The 24,380-nt window shown below is 56.1% G+C and carries 22 protein-coding genes and 1 riboswitch; of the genes, 8 read left to right on the top strand and 14 right to left on the bottom strand.

What is annotated here, in order from left to right; genetic code table 11:
* Positions 1–59 precede the first annotated feature (59 nt).
* Positions 60–167: riboswitch (TPP riboswitch) on the bottom strand.
* Positions 168–828: 661 nt separating this feature from the next.
* The 4 genes from WEB54_RS06630 (at position 829) to WEB54_RS06645 (ending at position 5,656) form a co-directional block, all read left to right on the top strand.
* Positions 829–2,913: a 3-hydroxyacyl-CoA dehydrogenase NAD-binding domain-containing protein gene (locus WEB54_RS06630; protein ID WP_368054357.1), complete on the top strand. Its 2,085-nt coding sequence runs from the start codon at positions 829–831 to the stop codon at positions 2,911–2,913.
* A 3-nt stretch (positions 2,914–2,916) separates the two neighbouring features.
* Positions 2,917–4,119 carry a 3-oxoadipyl-CoA thiolase gene (gene pcaF, locus WEB54_RS06635; RefSeq protein ID WP_368054358.1) on the top strand — a complete coding sequence of 401 codons (1,203 nt, stop codon included), beginning with the start codon at positions 2,917–2,919 and terminating at the stop codon, positions 4,117–4,119.
* Between the two features lie 11 nt (positions 4,120–4,130).
* A complete protein-coding gene (locus WEB54_RS06640) occupies positions 4,131–4,796 on the top strand; it encodes a glutathione S-transferase N-terminal domain-containing protein (RefSeq protein WP_368054360.1) in 666 nt (221 codons plus the stop codon).
* 107 nt (positions 4,797–4,903) lie between these two features.
* Positions 4,904–5,656, top strand: a complete 753-nt coding sequence (locus tag WEB54_RS06645) for a GntR family transcriptional regulator (RefSeq protein WP_368054362.1) — start codon at positions 4,904–4,906, stop codon at positions 5,654–5,656.
* 96 nt (positions 5,657–5,752) lie between these two features.
* Here WEB54_RS06645 and WEB54_RS06650 read toward each other — a convergent pair whose 3' ends face one another.
* The 10 genes from WEB54_RS06650 to WEB54_RS06695 form a co-directional block, all read right to left on the bottom strand.
* The gene (locus WEB54_RS06650; RefSeq protein ID WP_368054364.1) at positions 5,753–6,520 is read right to left on the bottom strand and encodes an enoyl-CoA hydratase/isomerase family protein; all 768 of its coding nucleotides are present in this window, start codon (positions 6,518–6,520) and stop codon (positions 5,753–5,755) included.
* Positions 6,521–6,566: 46 nt separating this feature from the next.
* Positions 6,567–7,172 carry a flavin reductase family protein gene (locus WEB54_RS06655; protein ID WP_368054366.1) on the bottom strand — a complete coding sequence of 202 codons (606 nt, stop codon included), beginning with the start codon at positions 7,170–7,172 and terminating at the stop codon, positions 6,567–6,569.
* Between the two features lie 52 nt (positions 7,173–7,224).
* Positions 7,225–7,863: a carboxymuconolactone decarboxylase family protein gene (locus tag WEB54_RS06660; RefSeq protein ID WP_368054368.1), complete on the bottom strand. Its 639-nt coding sequence runs from the start codon at positions 7,861–7,863 to the stop codon at positions 7,225–7,227.
* On the bottom strand, positions 7,860–9,053 hold the full coding sequence (locus WEB54_RS06665; protein ID WP_368054370.1) for a CaiB/BaiF CoA transferase family protein: 1,194 nt from the start codon (positions 9,051–9,053) through the stop codon (positions 7,860–7,862). The genes WEB54_RS06660 and WEB54_RS06665 overlap by 4 nt, the downstream gene beginning before the upstream one ends.
* Positions 9,053–9,874, bottom strand: a complete 822-nt coding sequence (locus tag WEB54_RS06670; RefSeq protein ID WP_368054372.1) for an alpha/beta fold hydrolase — start codon at positions 9,872–9,874, stop codon at positions 9,053–9,055. The genes WEB54_RS06665 and WEB54_RS06670 overlap by 1 nt, the downstream gene beginning before the upstream one ends.
* The gene (locus WEB54_RS06675; RefSeq protein WP_368054374.1) at positions 9,874–11,838 is read right to left on the bottom strand and encodes a TRAP transporter permease; all 1,965 of its coding nucleotides are present in this window, start codon (positions 11,836–11,838) and stop codon (positions 9,874–9,876) included. Before WEB54_RS06675 ends, WEB54_RS06670 begins: the two co-directional genes overlap by 1 nt.
* Positions 11,839–11,948: 110 nt before the next feature.
* Positions 11,949–13,079: a TAXI family TRAP transporter solute-binding subunit gene (locus tag WEB54_RS06680; protein WP_368054376.1), complete on the bottom strand. Its 1,131-nt coding sequence runs from the start codon at positions 13,077–13,079 to the stop codon at positions 11,949–11,951.
* A gap of 149 nt (positions 13,080–13,228) precedes the next feature.
* Complete coding sequence (locus WEB54_RS06685; RefSeq protein ID WP_368054378.1) at positions 13,229–14,383, bottom strand: acyl-CoA dehydrogenase family protein; 1,155 nt, start codon at positions 14,381–14,383, stop codon at positions 13,229–13,231.
* Positions 14,380–15,426 (bottom strand): acyl-CoA dehydrogenase family protein, encoded by a 1,047-nt coding sequence (locus tag WEB54_RS06690; RefSeq protein WP_368054380.1) that lies wholly within the window; start codon positions 15,424–15,426, stop codon positions 14,380–14,382. Before WEB54_RS06690 ends, WEB54_RS06685 begins: the two co-directional genes overlap by 4 nt.
* A 22-nt stretch (positions 15,427–15,448) precedes the next feature.
* Positions 15,449–16,672 (bottom strand): CaiB/BaiF CoA transferase family protein, encoded by a 1,224-nt coding sequence (locus WEB54_RS06695; RefSeq protein ID WP_368054382.1) that lies wholly within the window; start codon positions 16,670–16,672, stop codon positions 15,449–15,451.
* Between the two features lie 162 nt (positions 16,673–16,834).
* Between WEB54_RS06695 and WEB54_RS06700 the strand changes: the two genes are divergently transcribed.
* From WEB54_RS06700 to WEB54_RS06715, 4 genes are all read left to right on the top strand, one after another.
* Positions 16,835–17,296 (top strand): MaoC family dehydratase, encoded by a 462-nt coding sequence (locus WEB54_RS06700; RefSeq protein ID WP_368054384.1) that lies wholly within the window; start codon positions 16,835–16,837, stop codon positions 17,294–17,296.
* Between the two features lie 184 nt (positions 17,297–17,480).
* A complete protein-coding gene (locus WEB54_RS06705) occupies positions 17,481–18,536 on the top strand; it encodes an AbrB family transcriptional regulator (RefSeq protein ID WP_368054386.1) in 1,056 nt (351 codons plus the stop codon).
* 157 nt (positions 18,537–18,693) lie between these two features.
* A complete protein-coding gene (locus WEB54_RS06710; protein WP_368054388.1) occupies positions 18,694–19,443 on the top strand; it encodes an electron transfer flavoprotein subunit beta/FixA family protein in 750 nt (249 codons plus the stop codon).
* Positions 19,444–19,470: 27 nt separating this feature from the next.
* The gene (locus WEB54_RS06715) at positions 19,471–20,409 is read left to right on the top strand and encodes an electron transfer flavoprotein subunit alpha/FixB family protein (protein ID WP_368054390.1); all 939 of its coding nucleotides are present in this window, start codon (positions 19,471–19,473) and stop codon (positions 20,407–20,409) included.
* 70 nt (positions 20,410–20,479) lie between these two features.
* Here WEB54_RS06715 and WEB54_RS06720 read toward each other — a convergent pair whose 3' ends face one another.
* The 4 genes from WEB54_RS06720 to WEB54_RS06735 all read right to left on the bottom strand — a co-directional run bounded on the left by WEB54_RS06720 (position 20,480) and on the right by WEB54_RS06735 (position 24,309).
* Positions 20,480–21,256, bottom strand: a complete 777-nt coding sequence (locus tag WEB54_RS06720; protein ID WP_368054392.1) for an alpha/beta fold hydrolase — start codon at positions 21,254–21,256, stop codon at positions 20,480–20,482.
* A 1-nt stretch (position 21,257) separates the two neighbouring features.
* The gene (locus tag WEB54_RS06725) at positions 21,258–22,757 is read right to left on the bottom strand and encodes a tripartite tricarboxylate transporter permease (protein ID WP_368054394.1); all 1,500 of its coding nucleotides are present in this window, start codon (positions 22,755–22,757) and stop codon (positions 21,258–21,260) included.
* Between the two features lie 7 nt (positions 22,758–22,764).
* Complete coding sequence (locus WEB54_RS06730) at positions 22,765–23,217, bottom strand: tripartite tricarboxylate transporter TctB family protein (protein WP_368054396.1); 453 nt, start codon at positions 23,215–23,217, stop codon at positions 22,765–22,767.
* A 93-nt stretch (positions 23,218–23,310) separates the two neighbouring features.
* Positions 23,311–24,309 carry a Bug family tripartite tricarboxylate transporter substrate binding protein gene (locus WEB54_RS06735; protein WP_368054398.1) on the bottom strand — a complete coding sequence of 333 codons (999 nt, stop codon included), beginning with the start codon at positions 24,307–24,309 and terminating at the stop codon, positions 23,311–23,313.
* Between the last annotated feature and the right edge of the window lie 71 nt (positions 24,310–24,380).

Raw genomic sequence — 24,380 nt, forward strand, 5'->3', positions numbered from 1 at the left:
GCTTGAATTGAAAATACCGGAATCCGGTGGATTCATAATATTCAGGGCATGGCCCCGAAACTGGTATTCCCCTTGTTTCCTTCGCGAGTACGAACTCGATCAGGTTCAACGGATCCCGCTAGTGCGATCTCAGCCAGGGTATTCCCCCGGCACTCCGACAAGACTTGGCAAGCCTACTGCGTAAGCGGGCTCAGTTCAAGGTAACCCATCGGCGGATTGCGCCCGAACGATCCGCCAATGGATCGTTCGGGCTGTGGAGTTCGCAGCTCGGACGTTTCATCAATCACTCTTTTGGTCTTTGTTCACCGTATTGACTGACTATTTTTTAACATAACCACCGGCCAGAGCTGGAAGGGGAGTCACCCTTTCTGTCGAACGGCGCCTTGTGGTGAACCTTTTGGGGAGATCTGGTATGGGCATTTAGTCTGTTAAAGTGCACCAGGAGGCTGTCGGACTTAGGGGGATGAAATAAATAGAGTTCCCGATTACCCTAAAAATTGCCTTCCTTCCCAGAGATATCAGGACAAATTCGCCTGAGGGCTAAATCTTTAATAATGCAACGCGAGTAATTGACGAACTATAACGCCCTTTTAGCAGAAGCATTCGTTTTCTTAAACACGCCCTTGCACCTACTGCTGCCCCCAAAAAACGGTCGTCCGTGTGATGTAGTTCTAAGCCGATTTCGAACTATGGCAAGCCAAGAGCCTCTTCGGTGTTTACATTTTTGACCATATAAGCTATAAACATAGATCATTATCCATTAAAAGCAAAGAAGGTGTGAATCCTATTCCAATCCGCCGACCTAGCCTTCATGAGAGGAGCATACCCATGAAAAACGAAACTCCAGACGTCTCACCCGGTATGGTTTCGTTCGAAATGATTGGCACTGTTGCCGTGCTGACAATCGACAATGCCCCGGTCAATGCCGGGTCTCATGCCGTGCGTGCGGGGCTGGTGCAGGGTATTGTACAAGCCACCGCTGCCAACGCGACTGGGACAGTTTTGATGGGGGCAGGCCGTTGCTTTGTCGCCGGATCCGACTTGCGAGAATTCGGCAAGCCGCTGGCACCGCCCGAGCTGCCGGAGGTCATCCGGATCATAGAAAATACAAATTTTCCGGTGGTTGCCGCTATGCATGGCGTGGCGCTTGGCGGTGGGCTGGAGCTATCTCTCGGGTGCGATTATCGCATTGCTGAAACGGATACAAAGCTCGGCTTGCCCGAGGTCGCGCTTGGCCTCGTGCCAGGCGCGGGCGGCACCCAGCGGTTGCCGCGCCTTGTGGGAAAACAACGGGCCATCGAGATGATCTGTAACGCCGAGCGCCTTCCGGCGGCGACAGCACTAGAATACGGTTTGATTGATGCAGTGACTGAGGGCGACCTTTTAGAAGAGGCTATTGCCTTCTTGAGGGCTCAAGACCGGCCTAAACGGCTCGCCATCCAGATACCGCCTCCGAATGAGTCACCCGATGCAATCGAAGCCGCGGCCGTTAAGGCATTGCAGCGTGGCAAGAAGCGACCGAACGTAGCCGAAGCAATCCGGCTAGTGATGTCCATTGGCGAGCATGATGCTGACACGGCGCTTGCGGACGAGCGTGCGGTATTTCAGCATCTGCGCTTCAGCGAAGACGCCTTCGCGTTGCGCTACCTGTTTTTTTCCGAACGCGCCGCCACTTCGGTCGACGGTCTGGACATGAAGCTGGCGCGAAATATCGAGTCGGTCGGGGTCGTCGGCGGCGGCACGATGGGACAGGGGATCGTGCGGGCGTTTCTTGCGGCTGGCTTGCCGGTGGTCTTGGTCGAACGCGATCAAGTAGCGCTGGACAGTGCAATCGACAAGATAGATGCCAGTCTTGAGGCATTGGTCGCCAAAGGCCGACTCTCAGCTGAGCAACGCAAGCAACGTTGCGCCGCGCTGGCTGGGGCAGTGGAGTTTTCCGCTATTTCCAGCTGTGACCTGGTGATTGAGGCAGTGTTCGAAGAGATGTCCATAAAGAAGGATGTGCTGAAACGGCTTGAGGCCGAGTTGTCGCCTGAAGCAATCATTGCCACCAACACGTCCTATCTCGATATCGACAACATGGTGAAAGATCTTGTGCGGCCTGAGCAGATCATTGGCCTGCATTTTTTCAGCCCTGCCGACATCATGCCGCTGCTCGAGGTGGTGCGCACCGCCAAGACCTCCGACCGTGTTTTGACGACAGGGATAAAACTCGCCCGCAAGCTCGACAAACAACCGATAGTGGCTCGGGTCGCAGAGGGGTTCATTGGCAATCGTATCTACGCGGCCTATCGGCGCCGAGCCGAGCTTTTAGTGCTCGATGGCGCGATGCCGGAACAAGTGGATGCGGCGGTAACCGGCTTTGGCTTTGCCATGGGGCCCTTCGCAGTAGCCGACATGTCTGGCCTCGACATTGCTTGGGCTATGCGCAAACGGCAAGCCCCCACGCGCGACCCCGAGGCGCGCTATGTGACCATCCCCGACAGCCTTTGTGAAGCCGGGCGGCTGGGGCGCAAGACGGGAAAGGGCTGGTACGATTATAGCGAGGGCACAGCTCGGCCCGACCCAGGAGTTGACGCCATCATAGCCGCAGCGCGCGCCGAGGCGGGTATTAGGGCAGTGTCTTACACTGCAGAAGCTATCCAGCGCCAGCTCATGACAACCATCGTTAATGAGGCCACATGTCTGCTGGACGAAGGCGTTGCGCAGCGGCCTTCTGACGTCGATGTGGCGTTGACCAACGGCTATGGCTTCCCGCGCTGGTGCGGCGGCCCACTTTATTGGGCGTCGAAACAGGAACGTTCGGTTCTGGAAGCCGATCTCGAAGCCCTGTCCAAGGCAATCGGTCACGGCTTCAAGGCCGGGCCAGTGGCCGATATTCTCAACCAAATCGATACCTTTCAGGAGAGCTGAACCATGCACAGCGTCTATATCTGCGATTATGTCCGCACGCCGATCGGTCGATATGGGGGCAGCCTTTCCTCAATTCGCACCGATGACTTGGGGGCGCTGCCCTTACGCGCACTGCAGGAGCGGCATACGAGTATCGACTGGGAGTCAGTGATCGATGTAATCTATGGCTGCGCCAATCAAGCGGGAGAAGACAATCGGTCGGTTGCACGCATGTCCCTTCTGCTGGCAGGGCTACCCGAGACCGTCTCCGGCACCACAATCAATCGGCTTTGCGGGTCTGGCATGGATGCGGTGCTGGCGGCATGGCGTCGACTGGCCGTGGGCGAAGGTGACCTCATCATTGCGGGCGGGGTGGAAAGCATGAGCCGTGCGCCCTTCGTGATGCCGAAGGCAACCTCGGCATTCTCGCGCCAAAATAGCGTTGAAGACACTACCATCGGCTGGCGCTTCATTAACCCGGCGATGCAACAGCGCTACGGTACGGACTCTATGCCCGAGACGGCGGAAAACGTGGCTGAGCACTACGGCATTTCACGCGAGGATCAGGATGCATTCGCCCTGCGTTCACAGGAACGTGCTGCAGCGGCGATAAAGACAGGTATTCTGGCCGATGAGATCATTCCGGTCAGCGTGCCACAGCGGCGTGGTGACCCAGTGATTTTCGACACCGACGAACATCCACGTGCCACGTCCATCGAGACACTGGCGTCACTAAGGGCGCCCTTCCGCGACGGTGGGTCGGTGACAGCAGGCAATGCCTCGGGCGTAAACGACGGAGCGGCGGCACTGATCCTTGCGACCGAGCAAGGGATCAAACGCCACGGTCTGATTCCGTTGGCCAAGATCACCGGCGGTGCCACCGCAGGGGTCGCGCCACGACTCATGGGGATCGGCCCGGCACCGGCGACGGAAAAGCTTTGCCTGCAGCAAGGGCTGTCCGTGCGTGATTTCGACGTCATAGAATTGAACGAGGCCTTTGCTAGCCAGGCGCTGGCCGTGACCCGACGCTTGGGACTCCCGGATGACGCTGCGCTTGTCAATCCCAATGGCGGTGCCATTGCCCTAGGACACCCGTTAGGCATGTCGGGTGCGCGGATCACTGGCACCGCGGCCCGAGCGCTGGCGCGCGGAGAGGGGCGTCGGGCATTGGCTACCATGTGTATCGGCGTCGGCCAGGGCATTGCCATAGCGCTTGAAGCAGTGTGAGGAGACACAAAATGATGAAACTACATTGGTCCCCACGCTCTCCGTTTGTGCGTAAGGTGATGATAGCGTTGCATGAGACTGGCCTTCTGGATGAGGTTGAACTGGTCAGGTCGGTGGTGGCTGTCCACCTGCCGCCTAATTCGGCAGTGCTGACCGACAACCCGCTGGGCAAGATCCCCACGCTGGTCACGGAACAGGGTCAGGCCGTTTTCGACAGTCGCGTCATTTGTGAATATCTCGACATGAAAGCGGGCACTGAGCTCTTCTCCGCCGATCCGGCGGCGCGGTTCAACCAGCTAGTCTGGCAGGCCTTGGGTGACGGGCTGACCGACATCCTGCTGCTCTGGCGAACCGAGCTCACACGCGAGTCAGGAGCCTGGACAGCCGTTACGGAAGGTTGGCATGCCAAGGTCAGAGCCTCAATGGCGCAGCTGGAAGAGGACGCCGAAGCCTTGGCTGCGGCACCTTTCGGTATCGGCCACATCGCCGTGATCTGCGCGCTCGGACAACTCGATTTTCGTTGGCCGGATTGTGCTTGGCGCGATTTCTTCCCGAAACTCTCAATGGCCGAAAAGGACTGGGCAGCTTGTGCCTCGGTCAGGGCCACCGCAATCTTTGATGATCAGGATAGCAACGCCGGCGAAGTTACCACAGGACAGCTTAGGTTCACGGGCTAAGGTGAAATTCATCGACGCAACACAAATGAGAAAAGCCTAGTTTTTTAATTGATAGCGTTATAACTCAGCGTTATCCTGAGGCAATACAAGTAATTGAGGTATCTTGAATGCCCAACGGCATAAACCAGAATGCGACGGTCAGAGCGATGCAAAAAAGCAATGTATCGCGTTACATTCAGTTGGCCAGCCTGTTCCGCCAACGGATCGAGTCTGGAGAATGGGACCTGGGCACCAAAATTCCGACCGTCAAAGAACTGGCCAGTCAATGCGGTGTGGCAACCATGACCATTCGGCAGGCCCTTGACATTCTTGAAGGTGAGGGGCTAATCGAGCGTTTTCGCGCAAAAGGAACGTTCGTTATCGAACGACCGAGCCGCGAACTGTGGTGCGAGGTCAAGACCGACTGGTCTGGCCTGCTCATCGCGCGCGACAACGCCACCATCGAAATCCTCAGCGAGGAGCGCAACGTATTATTGCCCCGGTATGAAAGTGCGATCGGCAAACCGGCGCCAGGCTACCGCCACCTACGGCGACGTCACAGCCGTGACGGCACAGCTTTTCTGCTGGCCGATGTCTATGTCGACGAGCGGCTGTGCTCGGCCATACCGGAGGAAGCCTACACCACCGTCACGGCCATGCGTTTGGTGTCTGACATTCCGGGCCAAACCGTGAAGAATGCCAACCAAATCGTGACCATCGGGTCGGCTGGTCTGGAAACAGCGACCGAGCTGAACGTCTCTATTGGAGATCCTGTGGCGAATGTGCAGCGGATGGCGGTGAACCAGGATGGCGATGTGATTCTGTTGGCCAACGGGATCTATCGCGGCGACATGATGAGGATCGAAGTGAAATTGCGGTAGCCACTGCTTTTGTTTTTACACTCGTCACAGAACCCGAAGAACAGCAGCTTGGCGTTTTGGCACACCCACCAATTCCAATGGTCTTCAGGGTTCTGCTCAGCTTTTGAAAACTGGCGAGCGTTTCCTGCGGAAGGCTGCCATTGCCTCGGCGGTGTCCTCAGAAGTAGACAAGGCCTTGGTCTGACCCTGCTCGAAACGGTAGCCATCGTAAATCGACACGCCCTCGGTCACCTGGAAGGATTTCTTTGCCGCACGCACCGCTGATGGGCTGGCCTTAGCGATATCCGCCGCTATACCTTGAGCCGTATTTAAAAGCTCCTCCGGTGTCGTGCAAGCTGATGCAACATTCATGCGATATAGATCGGCGCCGTAGAACCGGCGAGCCGTGAAGATCAGCAACCGAGCGTCGGATTCGCCAAAATGCCGACGTACATGGGCAACGCCTCCGGCAAGGCAGACCATCACCTCGGTCATCTGCAAAAAGCCCTTCTCGGCCACGACAAGAATATCGCAGCACAGCGCCGTCACACAGCCTGCTCCGATGGCAGCACCGTTCACCGCAGCGATGATCGGCTTGGGGCATTCCAGCAGACAGTCGAAACTGGCGCGAACACGGCGATTGTGCGCCGTGTAGTGGCCTGGGTCCTGCGTCGGACGTTCAGATAGGTCCGCCCCGGCAGAAAAAGCCTTACCCTCACCTGTCAATACGATGGCCCGCACATCCGTACGATCACCCAATTCGTCTATAACGCTCACCAGCTCTTCGCGGAACCGATTATTCTGCGCGTTCACTGGTGGGCGATTGATGGTGATGGTGGCGACGTATTCCGCCACATTCAGGGTGAGACTGTCATAATGGCTCATGCGTGGGCCCCTTAAGGTTTGTGTTTCGGGAGAGGTTGATGTCGATTCAGTCCAGTATGGGTCGCAGCATCTCGAAAGAGCGCGGGGGAACAGTGTATTCGCGATAACCCATCCGCCCGAGGGGCTTCAACAACTCTATATCGACAAGGCCTTCACGCAGGACCGACTCGTCGATATGGATACCGATTACCTCGCCAATGACCACACGGTTGGTGCATGTCGCGCCAGTCGAGGGCGTCAATGTGATCAGCTGTGACAAGCGGCATTCGATACTCACAGGGGTTTCCTTGACCCGGACACAGGGAATGTTGCGGCAAGGCTCAGCCGTCAGGCCCGACGCCTTAAATTCATCAATCTCGGGTGGGTACGCGGCGGAACTCTGGTTCATCGCTTCGCGCAAGGCATAGGTGGCAATATTAATACAGAATACGCCCGTCGCCTCTGCGTTGGTCACGCTGTCCTTGGAGCTATCAGACGAAAACATGACGAAAGGCGGCTTCGATGAGATCGCGTTGAAGCAGCTATAGGGAGCCAGGTTCGGCGTGCCGTCCACCGATAACGTTGACACCCAGCCGATCGGCCGAGGCACTATTAAAGCAAGCCAAGGGTTGTGGGGCAGGCCGTGTGATTCGGTTCGGGGATCGTAGAACATTAGGTATTATTCCTTCTTTTAACTTGCTATGAATGTACGGAAAGATGCCTTGTTAGTCTGTGAGCCGATCCGGCCCCGGCATCTGTGCTAATGTCAGTGCTGGACCGGGAAGCGATGCAGTCATCCCGTCAGGTAGGGGCACGCGGTGCGCGTTCAGCGTCATTGCGACCATAGAGTAATAGCCGATTACTGCGGTCAACTCGACAGCACCCACCTCTCCCCATCGCACGACGATGCTCTGATAGGCATCCTCCTCGACATCGCCCTGCTGCAGTATTTGGCGAGAGAATTCATAGATCTCACGCGCGGCTTCATCCTTGCCAAAATCGGGTAGCGAACAGGTACGGATCGCTGCGGTTATCTCCGGGGCTAGCCCCGCGCGGTCTGCATCCCCAGAATGGATCGCCCACTCCAATTCGCTGTTCCAACGGCGAGCAGTCACTAGGATGGCCAACTCGTTCAGATAGGTCGGGATCGAGGTTTCGAAACGCAGCACCTGACCCAGCCTTTGCCATCGGTCGGCCAGGGCGGGATTGTGCAGCGCTGCGCGCAGCGGCCCAACCAACGTTCGACGCGGTCCTGAGACGATTTGCTCATAAACTTCAAGCTGAGCATCACTCATTGTTTCCGGTGTAGGAAAGCTGATGCGTTCGCCGGTGTTGAGTTCGTTGTGGCCTGGTTGTTTACTCATTTTCGTTTACTTCCTAGTCCGAGCGCCTCGAGCACTTCTTTTGTATGCTGACCCAGCAGCGGCGGCGCCATATCGAAACTCAGCGGCGCGTTGCGGAAATTAAGCGGGCTGACCACTTGCTTGACAGATCCGCTGAGCGGATGCGAAATGTCGCGTAACATCTTGCGATGGATGACCTGCGGTTCATTGAAAACTTTGTCCACGGTATTGATTGGCCCCGTTGGCACGCCCGCCTCCGAGAACGCGCTCACCCAGTCGATGATCGTATCCGAGGCCAGAGCCTCAACCAGGATTTTCTCCAGCTCGGGCAGGTTCTCGACCCGCGCGGCATTGGTGGCGAATCTCGGATCGTCAGCCAGGTCGGGCTGACCGATCACCTCGGTTAGCTTCCTGAACTGCCCGTCATTGCCTACGGCCAGCACGATATAACCGTCTTTCACCGGGTAGACGTTCTGCGGCTGAATGTTGGGATGGCGATTCCCGCGGCGCACGGGGGGCTGGCCCGAGACCAGATAGTTCATCGCCTGGTTGGCGAGCATGGCGACTGAAACGTCGAGCATAGCCAGATCGATGTGATCGCCTTTACCGGTCTGGTCGCGATTAGCCAGCGCCGCCAAAACGCCGATAGTGGCGTACATGCCGGACATGATATCGATGATCGGCACGCCCACCTTTTGCGGGCCGCCGCCCGGGGCATCGTCCGGCCCGCCGGTGACGCTCATCAACCCGCCCATGCCCTGGATCATGAAGTCGTAGGCCGCGTCCTGCGCCATCGGGCCACTAAGACCAAACCCCGTGACGGAGCAGTAGATCAGCCGTGGATTGATCTCGCTCAACGCCTCATAGCCGAGGCCCATGCGATCAAGGGTGCCCGTCTTGAAGTTCTCCAGCAAGATGTCGCTTTCCGCCGCCAGTGCGCGCACGGCGGCGCGGCCCTCCTCGCTTTTCAGGTCGAGTTCCACCGAACGCTTGCCACGGTTGACGGACAGGTAGTATCCCGCTTCTTTAGTAGCGCCGCCCTCCTTGTCTTTCAGGAAGGGTGGCCCCCAGCGACGGGTGTCATCTCCTTCGCCAAGACGTTCGACTTTGATCACGTCAGCGCCGAGATCGGCCAGTACTTGACCGCTCCAAGGCCCAGCCATGATGCGGCTGAGGTCGAGAACTCGAATATGCGAAAGCGGGCCCGCCATCAGAATGTCTCCTTGGTAATTTCAGAGGCCGCCGCATCCAGGAAAGAGCCCAGCACGGCATTGAAAGCGTCAGGGTTTTGGTAGTTGGGCACATGGCCCGCTCCAGGGATTTCGGCAAACGCGGCACCGGGCAGGTCGCCAAATTGTTTGCGGATCGCCTCGGGCATGGCGCCGTCGTTTTCACCGAAAATGCCGAGGAAGCGGCAGGTAAGGCGGGAAACGACGGCAGCGTAATCATAGCGTTGCAGCGCGTGAGTGGCAGTAGCAAAACCTTCTACTGGCGTCGCCGCGACCATTGCCGCCAGAGCCTTTAGGGTAGGACTGTCGGTGGGCTCGCCCGGCATCCAACGTTCGGCGGTGACGGTTGCGATGGAAGCCAAGCCACTGGCGCGGGCAGTTTCGCGTCGCTCAGCCCAGAAGCCCTCACGTCCTGGGGCGCTGCGGGCAACGCCATCGACAGCGACGAAACCTTCGAACCGTTCCGGGGCGACGGCATAGGCGGCGAGACCCGTGGGCACGCCCATCGAAAGGCCAACAAAGGTGCAGCGCTCAATACCACAGGTGTCGAGGATAGCCAGCAGGTCGGCGCCGTAGCAATCGAAATCCATCGGGCACGTCGGAAGGCTGGAAGCCCCATGTCCCCGCACGTCATAACGCAGTAGCTGGTAGCGGTTGGACAATGCTCCGATCTGTCTTTCCCATATGCTGAGTTCGGTCATCACCGAGTTTGACATTACCACCCAAGGCGCGCCCTCAGGTCCGTCGATACGGAGGTTGAGCGTACCACCATCGGCTAGGGTGACTGTTTGTGTTTGTGTCATTATTCACCTTTCTGAGAGGAAGCCGCCGGGACTGCGACGGGGCGTGTTAAGAAGCCCACGCCCAAGACCAGAACCAGCGACGCCAGACCGGCGAGGTCTGATAAAGTTTCGGGGGCAAGTAGGCAGAGCCCACCAAACAAGAGTACCAGTGCTTCCCAGGCCTTAGCCTTGCGACTTAATCCATAGATGTAGCGCTCCGAGGCTGCCGCCAACATTAATATCGAGAGGATGGCGGTGGAAACCGCTAAGGCGCCCTCTACCGCACTGCCCTGCAAGATCAGGTTGGGATTAAGAACGAAAAGGAAGGGAAGAATGAAAAGAATCGCACCCAGCCTCATAGCAGTCATGCCGGTCTTCATCGCAGGGGCCTTGGCGATGGATGAGGCGGCCACGGCGGCCATTGCTACCGGTGGAGTGATGTAGGACAGCATTGCCCAATAAAGAATGAAGAGGTGGCTCGCCATTACGCTGAAGCCGCCTTCTACCAAGGCGGGCGCCAGCACCACGGCAAGAAAGATATAGCACGCGGAAACCGTCATCCCCATGCCAAGGATGAAGCTTGTCAGTGCCCCAAAGAGCAACAGCAGATAGGGATTTCCGCCCGCATATTGCACCAATTCGCGGCTAAAAGCGTTGCCGACTCCGGTGATCGCAAGCGAACCTACCACCATGCCAACCCCGGCCAATACACCCACGAGCAAGGCGATGGTAGTGCCAGCCTCCATGATGAGGATGATGATTGGCCGCAGCAGGTGTTGGCGCTTGGCACGGATCAGCGCCGTGATGATGAGAAGCACCGTAATGTAGAAAGGCGCCTTGGCTTCGGCATTCGTGGCCAACAGCAGGAACACCAGCGCAGCGAGGCTGATCAAGAAGATCCAGCCTGAGCGCAGCACCAGGAATAGCTTGGGAAGCTGGTCCTTGGGCAGTCCCTTCAGACCATTGCGTGCTGCATAACAGTCTGTCTGGATCAGCAGAACAAGGTAGAACAAAAGCGCTGGTACGGTCGCGGCGACCATGATGTCGGCATAGGGCACGTTCATGAACGAGGCCATTACAAAGGCTACAGAGCCCATCACCGGCGGCATCAGCGCGCCCCCGGTCGAGGCGCAGGATTCCACCGCCCCGGCATAAGTGGCCGGGTAGCCGCAGCGTTTCATCGTTGGGATAGTCATTGACCCGGTGGAGATCACGTTCGAGATCACGCTGCCCGACAGACTGCCGAAAAAACCGCTCGACAGGATCGCCACCTTGGCCGGACCGCCGCGAGCGTGACCCATAAGTGCGCTCGCGAGATCCATGAAGAAGACACCACCACCGGACACGGTCAGAGCCACGCCGAAGACAATGAAGCCGATCAGCAGGTCGGCGACGACCCGCATCGGGATACCAATGATGCTTTCGACACCCAGAGAATGACTCAACATGGTTTCGCTGAGGGACAGCTGCACGCCCCAGAGAAAGCCCGGCATGTGCCCGGTATAAAGTGGGAATGTGGCGAAGACTGCGCAGATAATGAAGAGAGGAAGACCGGCACACCGACGCACCGCCTCAAGTGAGAGCAGGACAAGTAGCCCCGAGAGGACTACCACGGGCATGGGGGCCTGGAATTCCCAGCCGCGGAACAGGATCTCATTGGTGTGAGCAGCGAAATACATGCAGACGCCAAAAGCCGCTGCGGCGAACACCCAGTCATACCAGTGCACCTGAGAGCTGTCGGCTTCGCGCATGGGTGTGGACAGGAAGGCCACAGGCATGAACAGACCGATCACGATGTAATAATACGATGTGCTGATCGGTCGGAAACCAAAGAGCTGTAAATTGAAAACCTGGTTGATGATTATCATCAACCCGACTGCGGAGAGCGCGAAGGTCGCGAACCAGGCTGGACCGGACAATCGCGCGCCTTCCTGCTTCCAGAGCTTCGTCGCAGAGGTGTTATCAGTGGTGAGTTCAGACTGCATGGGCCGCACCCGGTTGGTAGGTCGTTAATTGGAAAACTGCTGGAGGGCACCCGGACGATCAGCCTGGGTGCCGGCAAAAATACCCGCCTATAGGCGGGCAATACTGGCTCTCAGTTCAGCGCCTCGTCTCTATAGGTTTCCCAGAAAGCTGGCCAGTCATCCTCCGACAGGCCTTCGGCCCTAGCCTTGACGGCAGCGCTTTCCCACATAGCCTTGGTTTCTTCGATCTCGGCAATTCGAGTTTCGTTCCAAGTGTCGTCTTCTTCAGTCCAAACGTCGATTTCGCGCAGATACTTAATAGCGCCGGAATGAAACGGTGCGCCAGCCGGGGCCTTGCCCGATTGGTCTAGCTTCCAGCGCGGCATTACCGGGTTGGCATTCTTATAGAGCTCAAAGGTTTCATCCAAAGCTTTCACAAGGTTGTAGACCTCGTCCTCACTGGTGCCTGCAAGGGTGGTAAGCTGTGGGTAGCTATAGCCCAACAGGTCGGCTGGATCGTCTTCGGAGATGCTGACGCCAACGGTCACCGTTGTAGGCGAGAACAGGCTGGCCTCTGCGACCACGCGCTCCCAGCCCTCGGTGTCAGAAGCTGGCATGTCCAACCAGCGGACGCCACGGCCACCTTCGGCTTCGCGCAGGGCGGCGACTGTTGTGGTGACCGGCACGACGTCGATCTCGCCACCGATGAACCCCTGAACCATAGCGCCGTAAGAGGGGTAGATCACCTGTTCCACGTCTTCCTTAGTCAGGTTGCCAAAGGCGAGCGCGGCCTCTGTGTTCATCAAGGTTGAGGGGCTGGCCTGTACGAAACCTACCCTTTGGTCCTTCAGGTCATAGGAGCTTTGGATATCAGTATCCTGCCCGGTGACTAGGCCAACAGCGGCAGGACGCCCCATGAGGACGCGCAAATCCTGGGGTCCCCAGTCTTGAGCTGCAAATTCGTAGCTGGCATCACCCGCAAAGAGAATCTCGTTGCCCATAAAGCCATAGCTTGCGCGGCCGCGGATCAGCGGCAGCATTCGGCCGATTGCAGTACCCGACGGCGTCAAACGCACAGTGGTACCGAACTCCTTGTCCAGGGCGTCGGCCATGGCCGAGGCTTCGACATAACCTGTGGAGCCAAGGTCATAGGACGTCCAGACCATGGTTTGCGGAAGCGTCACGTCCTGCGCGAACGCAGACTGACCCACGAGAACGGCAACGGTCACGACCGTGCCTGTGATGAATTTTGAGCGTAGCATGCTGTATTCCTCATCTTAGTTTTTGCTTTTGTTTTTTTTCTCTACTGATACGGCATCGACTTGGGACCGATTCCACAAATTCTAGCTTCCAAAAATCAATAAGTCAATTTTATAGATCATAAGTTCTTATTTATTTTTGACGCTTAGAATTACGACGGCAGATCGAGTATCGCCTTGGACAGAACATTGCGCATGATCTCGGTAGAACCACCGAAAATGGTTGTCGGGCGCGCCGACAAATAGGTCGAGGCAGCGTGCAAGCGGCGATCGTCTTCGGGAGGCGCGCGAAGGCCCGATTCCTCAGCGGCAACTTCCAGAATTAATTCCGAGATGCGCTGGTAAAGCTCGCTCTGAAAGATCTTTAGCATGGACACGTCGGCGCCGATCGCCTCGCCGTCGCGTAGTTTATCGACATAGGTTTCGAACAGGTCCGATAAGTCCATAACGTCGCACTGCAAAGCAACGTAGCGATCTCGGAATACCGGATCCTCCCAGAAGCCCGCACGCTGCGCGATTCGCTTCAACCGCCCCATAGCGCTGGCCGACAGGCGTGGCGCGCCGATGAAAACGCGCTCGTGGCCGAGCAGCGCCTTGGCGGCGGTCCACCCTTCGTTGGCGCTCCCCACGATGTGGTCTGCGGGCACCCGGACATTGTCAAAGAATACCTCGCAGAACTCGGCTTCTAGTTCGAGGTTGAGAATCGGGCGGACGGTGATGCCTTTGGCGTCCATCGGTACCAACAGAAAGCTAATCCCGGCCTGTTTCTTCACGGTCTTGTCAGTACGGGCGAGGATGAAAATCCAATTGGCATCCATGCCCAAGGTGATCCAGGTTTTTTGTCCGTTAATCACCCAGTCATCGCCGTCGAGGACCGCTTCGCAGCGCACAGCAGCAAGGTCCGATCCGGCCCCCGGTTCGCTGTAGCCCTGCGCCCAGACATGCTCACCCGACAGGATCTTCGGCAAGAAATGACCCTTCTGTGCATCGGTACCGTATTTTAGCAGCAACGGACCAAGCATCACCGGGCCTATATCGTTTACACGAGCGCAGCCGAAGCGCTCGAACTCTTCGATCATAATTAGGTGCTTGCCTGCAGTTAGCCCCATGCCGCCGTGTTCGCGCGGCCAGGTGGGGCAGATCCAGCCCTTCTCCGCTAGCGTCAAATACCACGGCTTCACCTCCTCCCAATGCAAACGGCTCAATGCGTAACGCGGAAGGGCGGGATAGTTCTCTTCAACGAAATTGCAAACAGTCTGACGAAACTCTTTGTCGGACATCGAATTATAATCAGGAAGTTGTGTCATGAGGCATCCTCCAGTAGGTTGGCAAGAATCTGGCGATGTACGCGGGGGGGACCGAAGAAATTCACCTCGGTCATCGCCTTACGCACGTACAGGCCAATATCAGCCTCGTCGGTGATGCCCATGGCGCCATGCATCTGTACTGCCTCCCGCATCACCAACATAGTCATTTGGGCGGCCCGTAGCTTGCAGCGCGCAACGCTCTGGGCACGGGTCATTGGGTCAGCGCCGGTGTCGAACCGGCGAGCGGTGGCAAAGATTGCTGCGCGGGAAAGTTCGAGCTGTATCTTCATCTCGGTCGCGCGATGCTGCAGCGACTGGAAGCTGCCGATTGGTTGGCCGAACTGCTTACGCATACGCAAATAGTCGAGCGTAATATCAAGGGCGCGCTCCGCCAGCCCCATGAGGTAAGCGGAATGGCCCAGAGTTGCATCCTCCAGAACTTCCTTGATGCGTTCGCAAGGAAGAAACTCAACGTCGACTGAGGCGAAACTGAGCGAACCTATTCGGCCCCCGTCTAATGTCTCGGCACCTGTCACGGCCAGCCCTGCTGCATCGCGCGGCACCAGAGCGACTCCATTGGAGGTAATGACCGCGAATAAATCTGCCCCCTCGGCCCCAGGCACGTTCACTTTATGGCCGTCAATCGTGCCTCCCCTGGCTCCACCGGCCCAGGAAAGTGAACCTGTTTGATCTTGCCACGCCATGACTATCACTTCCTCGCCAGTTCTCACGGTTTCTGGGAGGGCGGATTGCAGCAAGGCACCTGACATCATCGACGACAGCACCGGCTCGGGAAGCAGTCCGCCGCCCAATACGCGCATTAGCTCGCAAGTCTCGCGCATACCGAGTCCGAAGCCGCCCTCATCCTCTTCTACCCGGATCAAAAAAAACCCCAGTTCGGCAACTTGCCTCATCACTTCTCGGTCGAATCCAGCACCTTGGAAGCGTGTCTTGCGCACGCGTTCAACCGAGCCGTCCCCCGGAACCACCGCGCGAGCACTGTCGACCATCATGCGCGCGTTTTCAATCCACTCTTCAGTCATTTTCCCGTCCCCCAGATTGTTTCTATTTTACGGCGCCAGCAGCGCGCAACTCAGCGATTTCATACTCACCAAGACCCAACTCGCGCAGCACCTCATCCGTATGTTCGGCAAAAAGTGGTGGGGGTCGTGCAGTGTCGGCGGCGCACCCCGAGAAACGCACGGGGTTAGCCACATAGCGCACGCGCCCCGCAGAAGGATGTTCTAGTTCCTTCAACAAGGCGCGCTCCTGCACCTGAGGCATGTCAAACGTGTCTTCAAATGAATTTAGCGGCCCGGCCGGGATGCCGATGGCTTCCAATTCGGCATAGCAGGTGTCTGCATCCTTGGCGATAAGCTTCGCGGCGATAAGCGGAATCAATGTATCGGCGTTCTGCACTCGTGCTAGGTTGATAGCATAGCGTTCGTCATCCGCCACACCGTCCAGTCCGAGATAATCGGCAAATCTTCGAAACTGTACGTCATTGCCGATGGCGATCATGATCGGTCGGTCGGAACAGTCAAACGCCTGCCAAGGACAGGTAATTTGTGATGCAGTGCCGTTGCGGCGCGGCAATTTGCCCGATGAAAGATAGTTCATTGCCATGTGCGAAGCCGCGTGTATCTGCGTGTCGAGAAGCGCGATGTCGATGAACTGACCTTCGCGCGAAATATTGTCGCGATGGTTTAGTGCGGCGAGTATGGCCGACACGGCATATTGACCAGCAGTAATGTCTGAAATCGAATAACCTACGAGGGCCGGACCTGAACCAGGCTGGCCCTCGCCCGTGCCGGTCATGCTAAGTAGCCCGCTCATGGCCTGAAAGATTGGGTCATAGCCAGGCAGGTGAGCCATTGGCCCGGACTGGCCAAAACCTGTGATTGAACAATAGACAAGCTGCGGATTGAGCTCTGCGACCGCCGCGTAATCGAGGCCAAAGCGCGCCAGCGTGCCTGTCTTGAAATTTTCGATAAGGACATCGGCCTCAGCGATCAGGCGACGGGCCAGTTCCTGACCTTCGGGTTTCGACAAGTCTACGGCCACAGAGCGCTTTCCGCGGTTCATAGCCAGAAAAGACGAGGTCTCGCTAGTGGGCTCACCGTCGGATCCGATATGGGGTACGCCCATGCGTCGTACGTCGTCACCGCCCTTTACATGCTCGACCTTAATGACATCCGCCCCGAAGTCGGCCAGCATCTGTGCTGCCCAGGGTCCCGCGAAAACCCTGCTGAAATCGACCACCTTGATGTGCTCCAGACACCCAGCCATAAATATCCTCCTACCTCTTCATTTATCTTTAGCATCCCTGAAATGGGTTGCTTGCACAAGATAAAAATTATAAATATACTTCAATGACTTTAATATAGCTGGAAAACAGCTTACACCGAACCCGACTCTTGCCCGGCATTTTAAGAATGTAGAGGAAATATAATGATTACTGTAGGCGAACCTCTGGACCTTAAGGCTAATGTGGGAAAATCTTTAGGCAGCACTGAATGGCAGAAAATTACACAGACGCATATCGACACTTTTGCTGAACTGACGGGTGACGACCATTGGATTCACGTCGATATAGAACGAGCTGCCCGCGAGCTGCCTCAAGGAAAAACTATTGCGCACGGACTGTTTTTGCTGTCTTTGATACCGCGCCTCCAGCGGCAACTTTTTATTATAGAGAAACGAGGCGCCGGGCTGAATTACGGCTACGAGAAAGTGCGCTTCACCGCCCCCGTTCCGGTCGATTCCCTGGTGTGTCTGACTCAAACGATTCTCGGTGTCAGGCCAAGGGGGAATGGCGTCCAGATAGAAATCCAATCGACGATCGAGTTGCAAGATAGCCTCAAACCAGCGCTTGTAGCACATGGCATCCTGTTGATCGAGAATTTAAAATGATGTGCGGTAGTCTTAATAAGACGCGCAATTGCGCCTTCTACCTATTGCTGGCGAATAGGGTGCAGGAGATCAAAAACAACCTGGTAGCTATTATGCCCGACGGTGAAGAGCGCACGCTCAGGCTGGAAGCCCTGATAAAGGTGGTGGAAGGTGAAGGCAATTGAGAGCCGGACTCAGGCTCGTCGTGCTGTTTTCCGTCTCCGGGCTTGCTGGTCTTGTGTTCAGTTGGATCGGCATACCACTGCCGTGGATGATTGGTCCTCTGGTATCGGTTGCCATTTTGACCGTGACCGGGACGCTTGAGAAGCGCGTACCGATCCGGATACGCTCTATTGGACAGGTCATCGTGGCCACCTTCATTGGTGCGCATTTCACACCCGACGCGCTTCATTCCATGCTGCGTGCGGCGCCATTGCTGATTGGGGTCAGTCTCTATATCCTCGTGGCCTCCCTCCTTGTGGCGCAGGTGCAGGCACGGCTATTCGGCACCGATCGGGTAACCGGCTTTCTGTCGGTCGTGCCGATCTCTCCAGTGGAAGCTGGAATTCTGGCTGAGTTGCATCACGTAGCGACAGCACCGATAATTTTCGCGCAGACCGTACGGATCGCGCTGCTCGTGATCTTCATCCCATTTATGCTCTACGTGTCGGACCCCGCTGTCCCGGCCATCGTCCCCCCTGTTGAAACACGCGGGCTTGTTGGCCTCGTCGTAACGCTCATGGGCGCCACTGCCGGCCCCTTACTTTTCATGGTACTGAAACTTAACAATCCATTCTTCCTCGGTCCGCTTCTGCTCGCCGCCGTGCTATCGGCATTGGACTTGCCCTCTTTCTCCACCCCACAACCAGTTCTGGCGCTGGCACAGGTCATTCTGGGCACTTGGCTCGGCTCCTGCTTCAGGCGCGAACTACTTGTAGAGCCCAGCAAGCTCGTAGCGTCGGTGCTACTGTCCACCGCTCTTCTTCTTATCCTCTGTTTGTTGGGAGCCAGTCTGGTCGCCGAGTTCACCGAACTACCCTTCGCCACGCTCGTACTGGGCTTTGCACCGGGAGCGACCACCGAAATGGCGCTGATGGCGGGGCTGCTTGGGTTGGATGTGGCCTTTGTCACCGCGATGCACCTGACACGTATTTTCATCATCATGCCGAACGTGTCGTGGATTACACGCATGTCACACCCTGCAGGTCTCCGCGCTGAAAAGCTGCGAACCCATCAACCATCCGATAGGAGAAAAATATGAGCAGAGCAGCCTGACCTCTAGGCTATCTGGCCGCTGAGGCCGCCGCATGCCAGCCTAATACACGTTCCGGGAGCGGAAAATTTGGGTCCCGGAGAGCGTCACATGCAGAGCGCTAAATTGTTCTGCGTTTCTTTAAGCAATGCGAAAAGGTTTTTATATGAAAATTCTCGTCGCGGTTAAACGTGTCATTGATTACAACGTCAAAATTCGTGTTAAAGCGGACTACTCTGACGTCGACCTTAGCAACGTCAAAATGGCCATGAACCCCTTCTGCGAAATTGCCGTAGAAGAAGCGGTGCGCCTCAAAGAGAAGGGCGTGGCCACGGAAGTCGTTGCCGTCTCGGTCGGCCCTAAAGCCGCCCAAGAGCAGCTGCGTACCGCGTTGGCGCTGGGCGCAGACCGTGCCATTCATATCGAAACCAATGAGCGGGCGGAATCTCTCGCCGTGGCCAAGCTGTTGGCCAAAGTGGTAGATGAAGAGCATCCAGGCTTGGTGATTTTAGGTAAGCAAGCTATCGACACCGACAATAACCAAACCGGGCAAATGCTCGCCGCACTAACTAACCTTCCTCAGGGAACCTTTGCTTCAGAAGTGACAGTAGACGGCGACAAGGTCAACGTCACGCGGGAAATCGACGGTGGCTTGCAAACCATAGCCCTGACGCTGCCTGCTATCGTCACCACCGACCTGCGCCTCAACGAGCCTCGCTACGCCAAGCTCCCCGATATTATGAAAGCCAAGAAAAAGCCAATGAGTGTCAAAACTCCTGCCGATTACGGTGTCGAGATGGCCTCCAAAGTCAGTCTACTGAAAGTGGAGTCTCCGACCGAGCGTAAAGGCGGCATCAAAGTCGCCTCGGTAGATGAACTGATCGATAAACTAAAAAACGAAGCCAAAGTACTTTGAAACAGTACTTTGAAAGGAGTTGATTCTATGAGCATTCTAGTACTCGCCGACCTCCATGAAGACCAACTGACGGGTGCAACGGCCCACGTGGTCGCAGCGGCCCAACTTATTCAAAATAACACCGGTGGCAATATTGACGTTCTCGTTGCTGGTGAAGGTATTCAAGCCGCTGCTGAAGCTGCCGCCAAGCTTGACGGCGTTACTAAAGTGCGCCTGGCGGATAACGCCGTGTACGCCAACCAGCTCGCTGAGCCACTGGGGGCGTTGCTGGTCGAACTAGCCAATGATTACACCCACGTGCTGGCCAGTACCACTACCACCGGCAAAAACGTGTTGCCACGTTTAGCCGCACTAAAAGACGTCAGCCAGCTTTCTGACATTATTGCCGTGGATAGCGCCGACACCTTCAAGCGCCCGATATACGCAGGTAACGCCATTGCCACAGTCAAAAGCGGCGATGCGCTGAAAGTCATTACTGTGCGCTCCACTGGCTTTGAGGCGGTGGGTGCAAACGGCAGCGCGTCAGTTGAAACGGTAGATACAGTCGTTGGAAATCGCCAGTCAAGCTTTGTCAAAGCAGAGCTGGCGCAGTCGGACCGCCCGGAGCTGAGCGCTGCCAAGGTTGTGATCTCCGGCGGACGCGGTATGGGTAGCGGTGAGAACTTCAAGCTGCTCAATGGCATTGCCGACAAGCTGGGCGCGGCGATTGGGGCCTCGCGGGCGGCGGTGGACGCAGGCTTTGTGCCTAACGACATGCAGGTTGGGCAAACCGGCAAGATTGTTGCTCCGGACCTGTATATTGCTGTTGGGATTTCCGGGGCCATTCAGCACCTGGCGGGCATGAAAGACTCCAAGGTAATAGTCGCCGTCAACAAAGATGACGAGGCTCCGATTTTCCAGGTAGCCGACTACGGACTGGTAGGCGATCTGTTTGAGATTCTGCCCGAGTTGGAACTGCGACTCTGATAACCAATGTTGTTTGAAGGAGGCCTCGACGGAGCAGGTTAAAAATGACGCCATCACTTCGATGTCGTCATCATTGGTACCGATCCCTCGAACCTGAACACGCCATGGCGGTTTCAGCAAACGCTGTCAAAGCGTCCGCCACGGCCTGTGGCTGTTCAGGAATTAAGGCATGTCCTGCATCTTCAATGACGTGAACGGCCACGCGGTCACCCAACTCGCGCTGGAGACCCAGGTGTGGCACGGACGGGAGAAAAACATCGCCTCTTGCCTGTACGTCCAAAATTGGCGCCACCCCGGCACACCACCACTCCTCCACCGTATTGCTGGCTGTCAAGCGCTGGCGACGTGCCAACTCAGGGTGCCAGCCGTACAACCACACCGAAGGGTCGTTTCCCGGTGCAAAATAAACCTTAGATAACGCCTCTAATCGCTCAGCTTCACTCCGCCGGTCATCCAGGCAACAATTGATGCCGTTACGCAACTCGGGGTCTATGGGTCCTTTTGGGGCCGCCGCCAGCAGGGCGATGCCGCTGACGCAACCCGGATAGCGAGTAGCCAAAGCCCGGGCAACCCAGTTGCCAAAGGCATGCCCGGCCACCAGCGCTGGCCCAAGTTGTTGCTGTTCAATAAGGAGAGCAACGTCTCCGGCAAGGTCAAACAGAGTTTCATTATCTGTTTGGGTATCGGTGAAATCGAGACCATAAGGTTGGGGACACAGTACTTGATAACCTTGCTTCTGAAGCAGTTCCGCCAGGACGTCGAAATCACTGTTATCCCGCGCCAAAGAAGGAATCAGCACGATCAACCTACCCGAGACCCCGCCGTTGCTGTTAGCCGCTTCGGTCATTTTAGGTTCCTTGTTCATTCGGTTTGGACCCCGGTTTCCGGCGAAGGGTCAGCACCACCAGTACGACCGTAATGGCTAGAAAGGTGGCACTCAGAGGGCTCTGAATGAACGTCATCGGATCGCCGCGGGACAACAGCAGTGCCCGGCGCAAGTTCTCTTCCATCAACGGCCCTAGAATAAACCCCAGCAACAGCGGTGCTGCCGGGTATTTGAGCAATTGCATGCCATAACCTAATATGCCGAACCCGAGCACCAGGAAAATATTGATGTGACTATTGGAAACGCTAAATACACCCGTACAGATAAAAAACAGTATGATCGGCACCAGTATATGATACGGGATGGCCAATATTCGTACCCATATTCCGATAAGCGGCAGATTCAATACCACCAACAGGACATTGCCAATCCAGAAGCTCGCAACCAGTCCCCAGAACAGGCTCGCTTGATCAATCAAGATGCGTGGACCGGGTGTAATGCCGTGAATAACCAGCGCCCCAAGCATCAGAGCCATAACAGCATTGCCTGGGATACCCAGCGTGAGAGTGGGAATAAAGGCAGCCTGAGCAGATGAATTATTGGCTGCCTCTGGCGCTGCCACGCCTTCTACAGCGCCCTTGCCGAACCGACTAGGATCTTTAGCTACACGCTTCTCGAGCGCATAGGAAAGAAAGGAGGCAATCGAGGCCCCAGCTCCGGGCAATATGCCTATTACTGCACCTACCCAGGAGCCACGCAGAATAGGCATCCAGGACGCTCGCATTTCCGAACGTGTTGGCACCAGAGATTTCCAGGTGATTGAACGGGCGTCAAGTGGAGGCGCCTTCTGGGCCGAACCCAGATTGAATAATATCTCTGATATCCCAAACAAGCCCATGGCAAGGACCACAACACTAAGTCCATCCAACAAATGCAGTGAGCCAAAAGTGAACCGAGAGACACCGGAATTCACATCAATCCCAACGACCCCCAACAGCAGGCCAGTCACTACCATAGCAATGCCCTTTAACTGAGAGCCGGTTGATAGCATGGTGGCTGCCAACAACCCCAGCACCATCATCGACACATATTCCACGGGCCCAAAATTGAGTGCCGCCGCCGCTAACACTGGCGCAAATATACCCATTAAAATAATGGCAAAACTCCCGCCTAGAAATGACGCAATGGTGGTTAAAAATAATGCCGCACCAGAACGGCCAGCTTTGGCCATAGGATAGCCATCCAGGCATATTACTGCTGACGCCGCCGTGCCAGGCAAGTTGAGCAAAATCGATGAGGTTGAAGAACCATATTGAGCGCCATAGTATATACCTGCCAACATCACTAGGGCCGCTGTTGGCTCCAGATAGAACGTGATTGGCAGAAGCAATGAGATACCAGCTAGAGGGCCAATGCCTGGCAGCACGCCAACAAATGTTCCCAGCGTAACCCCAAGCAGACAGGCCAACAGATTTTCGATCGTTAAGGCAGTTTCAAACCCCAACGCCAGATTGGCAAACATATCCACTTCAGTGTCCTCCGAAGAGCGTTATTGGAAGGCCCAGTGCAGCAACAAAGATAAAGGCAGAAAATAGAGAAAGGCTAATTGACACCAGCAAGGCGGATAAAAACCTCCACTTATCACCGCCCATTGAAGTCAGAAAAACCAGAGCGAACGTAGCTGGCACGACCCCTGCCGGAGCAATCAGCAAAGAAAAGGACAGCACGCCAGCGACTGCAAACAGACCGCCTTTCAATTTTATTTTCCCCAGAGCACTTGTAGTTCGCAGGCTTTGAATTGCGAGGGCGATACCCAATCCAATGAGTAGCACACTGAGTATCAGCGGATAAAATCCTGGCCCCATGCTGATCAGTGAACCGATCCTGTACCCGGAGGCAAGAAAAGCCCCCAGACTACCGACGAAGATGAGAAATACTGCGCCCGAGAGCTCAGGTAGGTAGCTATTTGGTGGGTTGTTCATAAGAAGCCCTTTGAAACCACAAGACTAAGTAACAAGTTCCCGACTCGAAAAACCAAGCCGGGCACTGTCTGTCATAGCATAGTCCGAGGAAAATTAGTTGGGTTGCAGATTCAGGTCTTCAATGACTTGGCCAAAGAAGCGATAGTCATCTTGAACTTCGGCTGCAAAGGCCTCAGAACCTGTAAACGCAGGGTCCAACCCTCGCTCAATAAATCCGTTTCGAAAATCCTCTTCCTGAAACAGTTCCTCTAGCGCGCTCTGCAGTACAGCCAACACATCGTCGGGCACTCCGGCCGGGGCAAAAAGCCCATTCCATCCATGCGTGTTCATTGCAGGCAAACCGGCTTCTTCCAAGGTCGGCAGGTCAGGTAATTCGGCTAGACGCTGATCGCCCAACACTGCCAAGCCTTTAAGGTCACCACTTTCGACGTACGGAATAACCGCAGTATCGATCATCATGTGAATGCGTCCGGCTAACAGATCGGTAACTGCGGGAGCCGCACCACTGAAGGGTATATGTGTTACATCGATATCGTTGTTTTGTAGAAAGAGCTCGGTGATCATTTGCACGGTAGACCCCATTCCAGGGGAACCGTAGTTCATTAAATTCGGATTCTCCCGAGCATAGGCTATCAGCTCTTCTATGCTGTCAACCGGTACGGATGGGTGCACTGCGAGTACCCGGCGGGAGTCAACAATCTTTGCAATAGTGGTAAAGTCCGTCGCCGGATCGTAATTGGCTGAGCCAAGATGGGGCACAATACTCATCGTCGAAGTGGCTGTTGCCAATAAGTTGTAGCCATCCGGCTCCATAGCCATCACCGCAGTGGTACCGATTGCCCCGGAGGCCCCGCCGCGATTCTCCACGACGACGTTGACGCCGAGCTTCTTGGCAAGTCCGTCGGCTGTCAGCCGCGCCACCAAATCACCAGTCCCACCAGCTGGGTAGGAAACAATAATCCGGATGGGATTTTCGGGATAATCAGCCAAGGCTGTTTGTGAAGCGACAGTCATGAATAACGCGCACAATAGCCCTATAGCCAATCCGCGTGACCGTACGCTAAGCCAATCAATTGCTTTTCTGTTGGTCATATTGAAGTTCCTCTTATTGTACTTATTTTACCCATAACAACCGTAAGATTAGACTTATGATCTTATGCCCT

The sequence above is a fragment of the Saccharospirillum sp. genome, from assembly GCF_040881935.1.
GTDB lineage: Bacteria > Pseudomonadota > Gammaproteobacteria > Pseudomonadales > Natronospirillaceae > Saccharospirillum.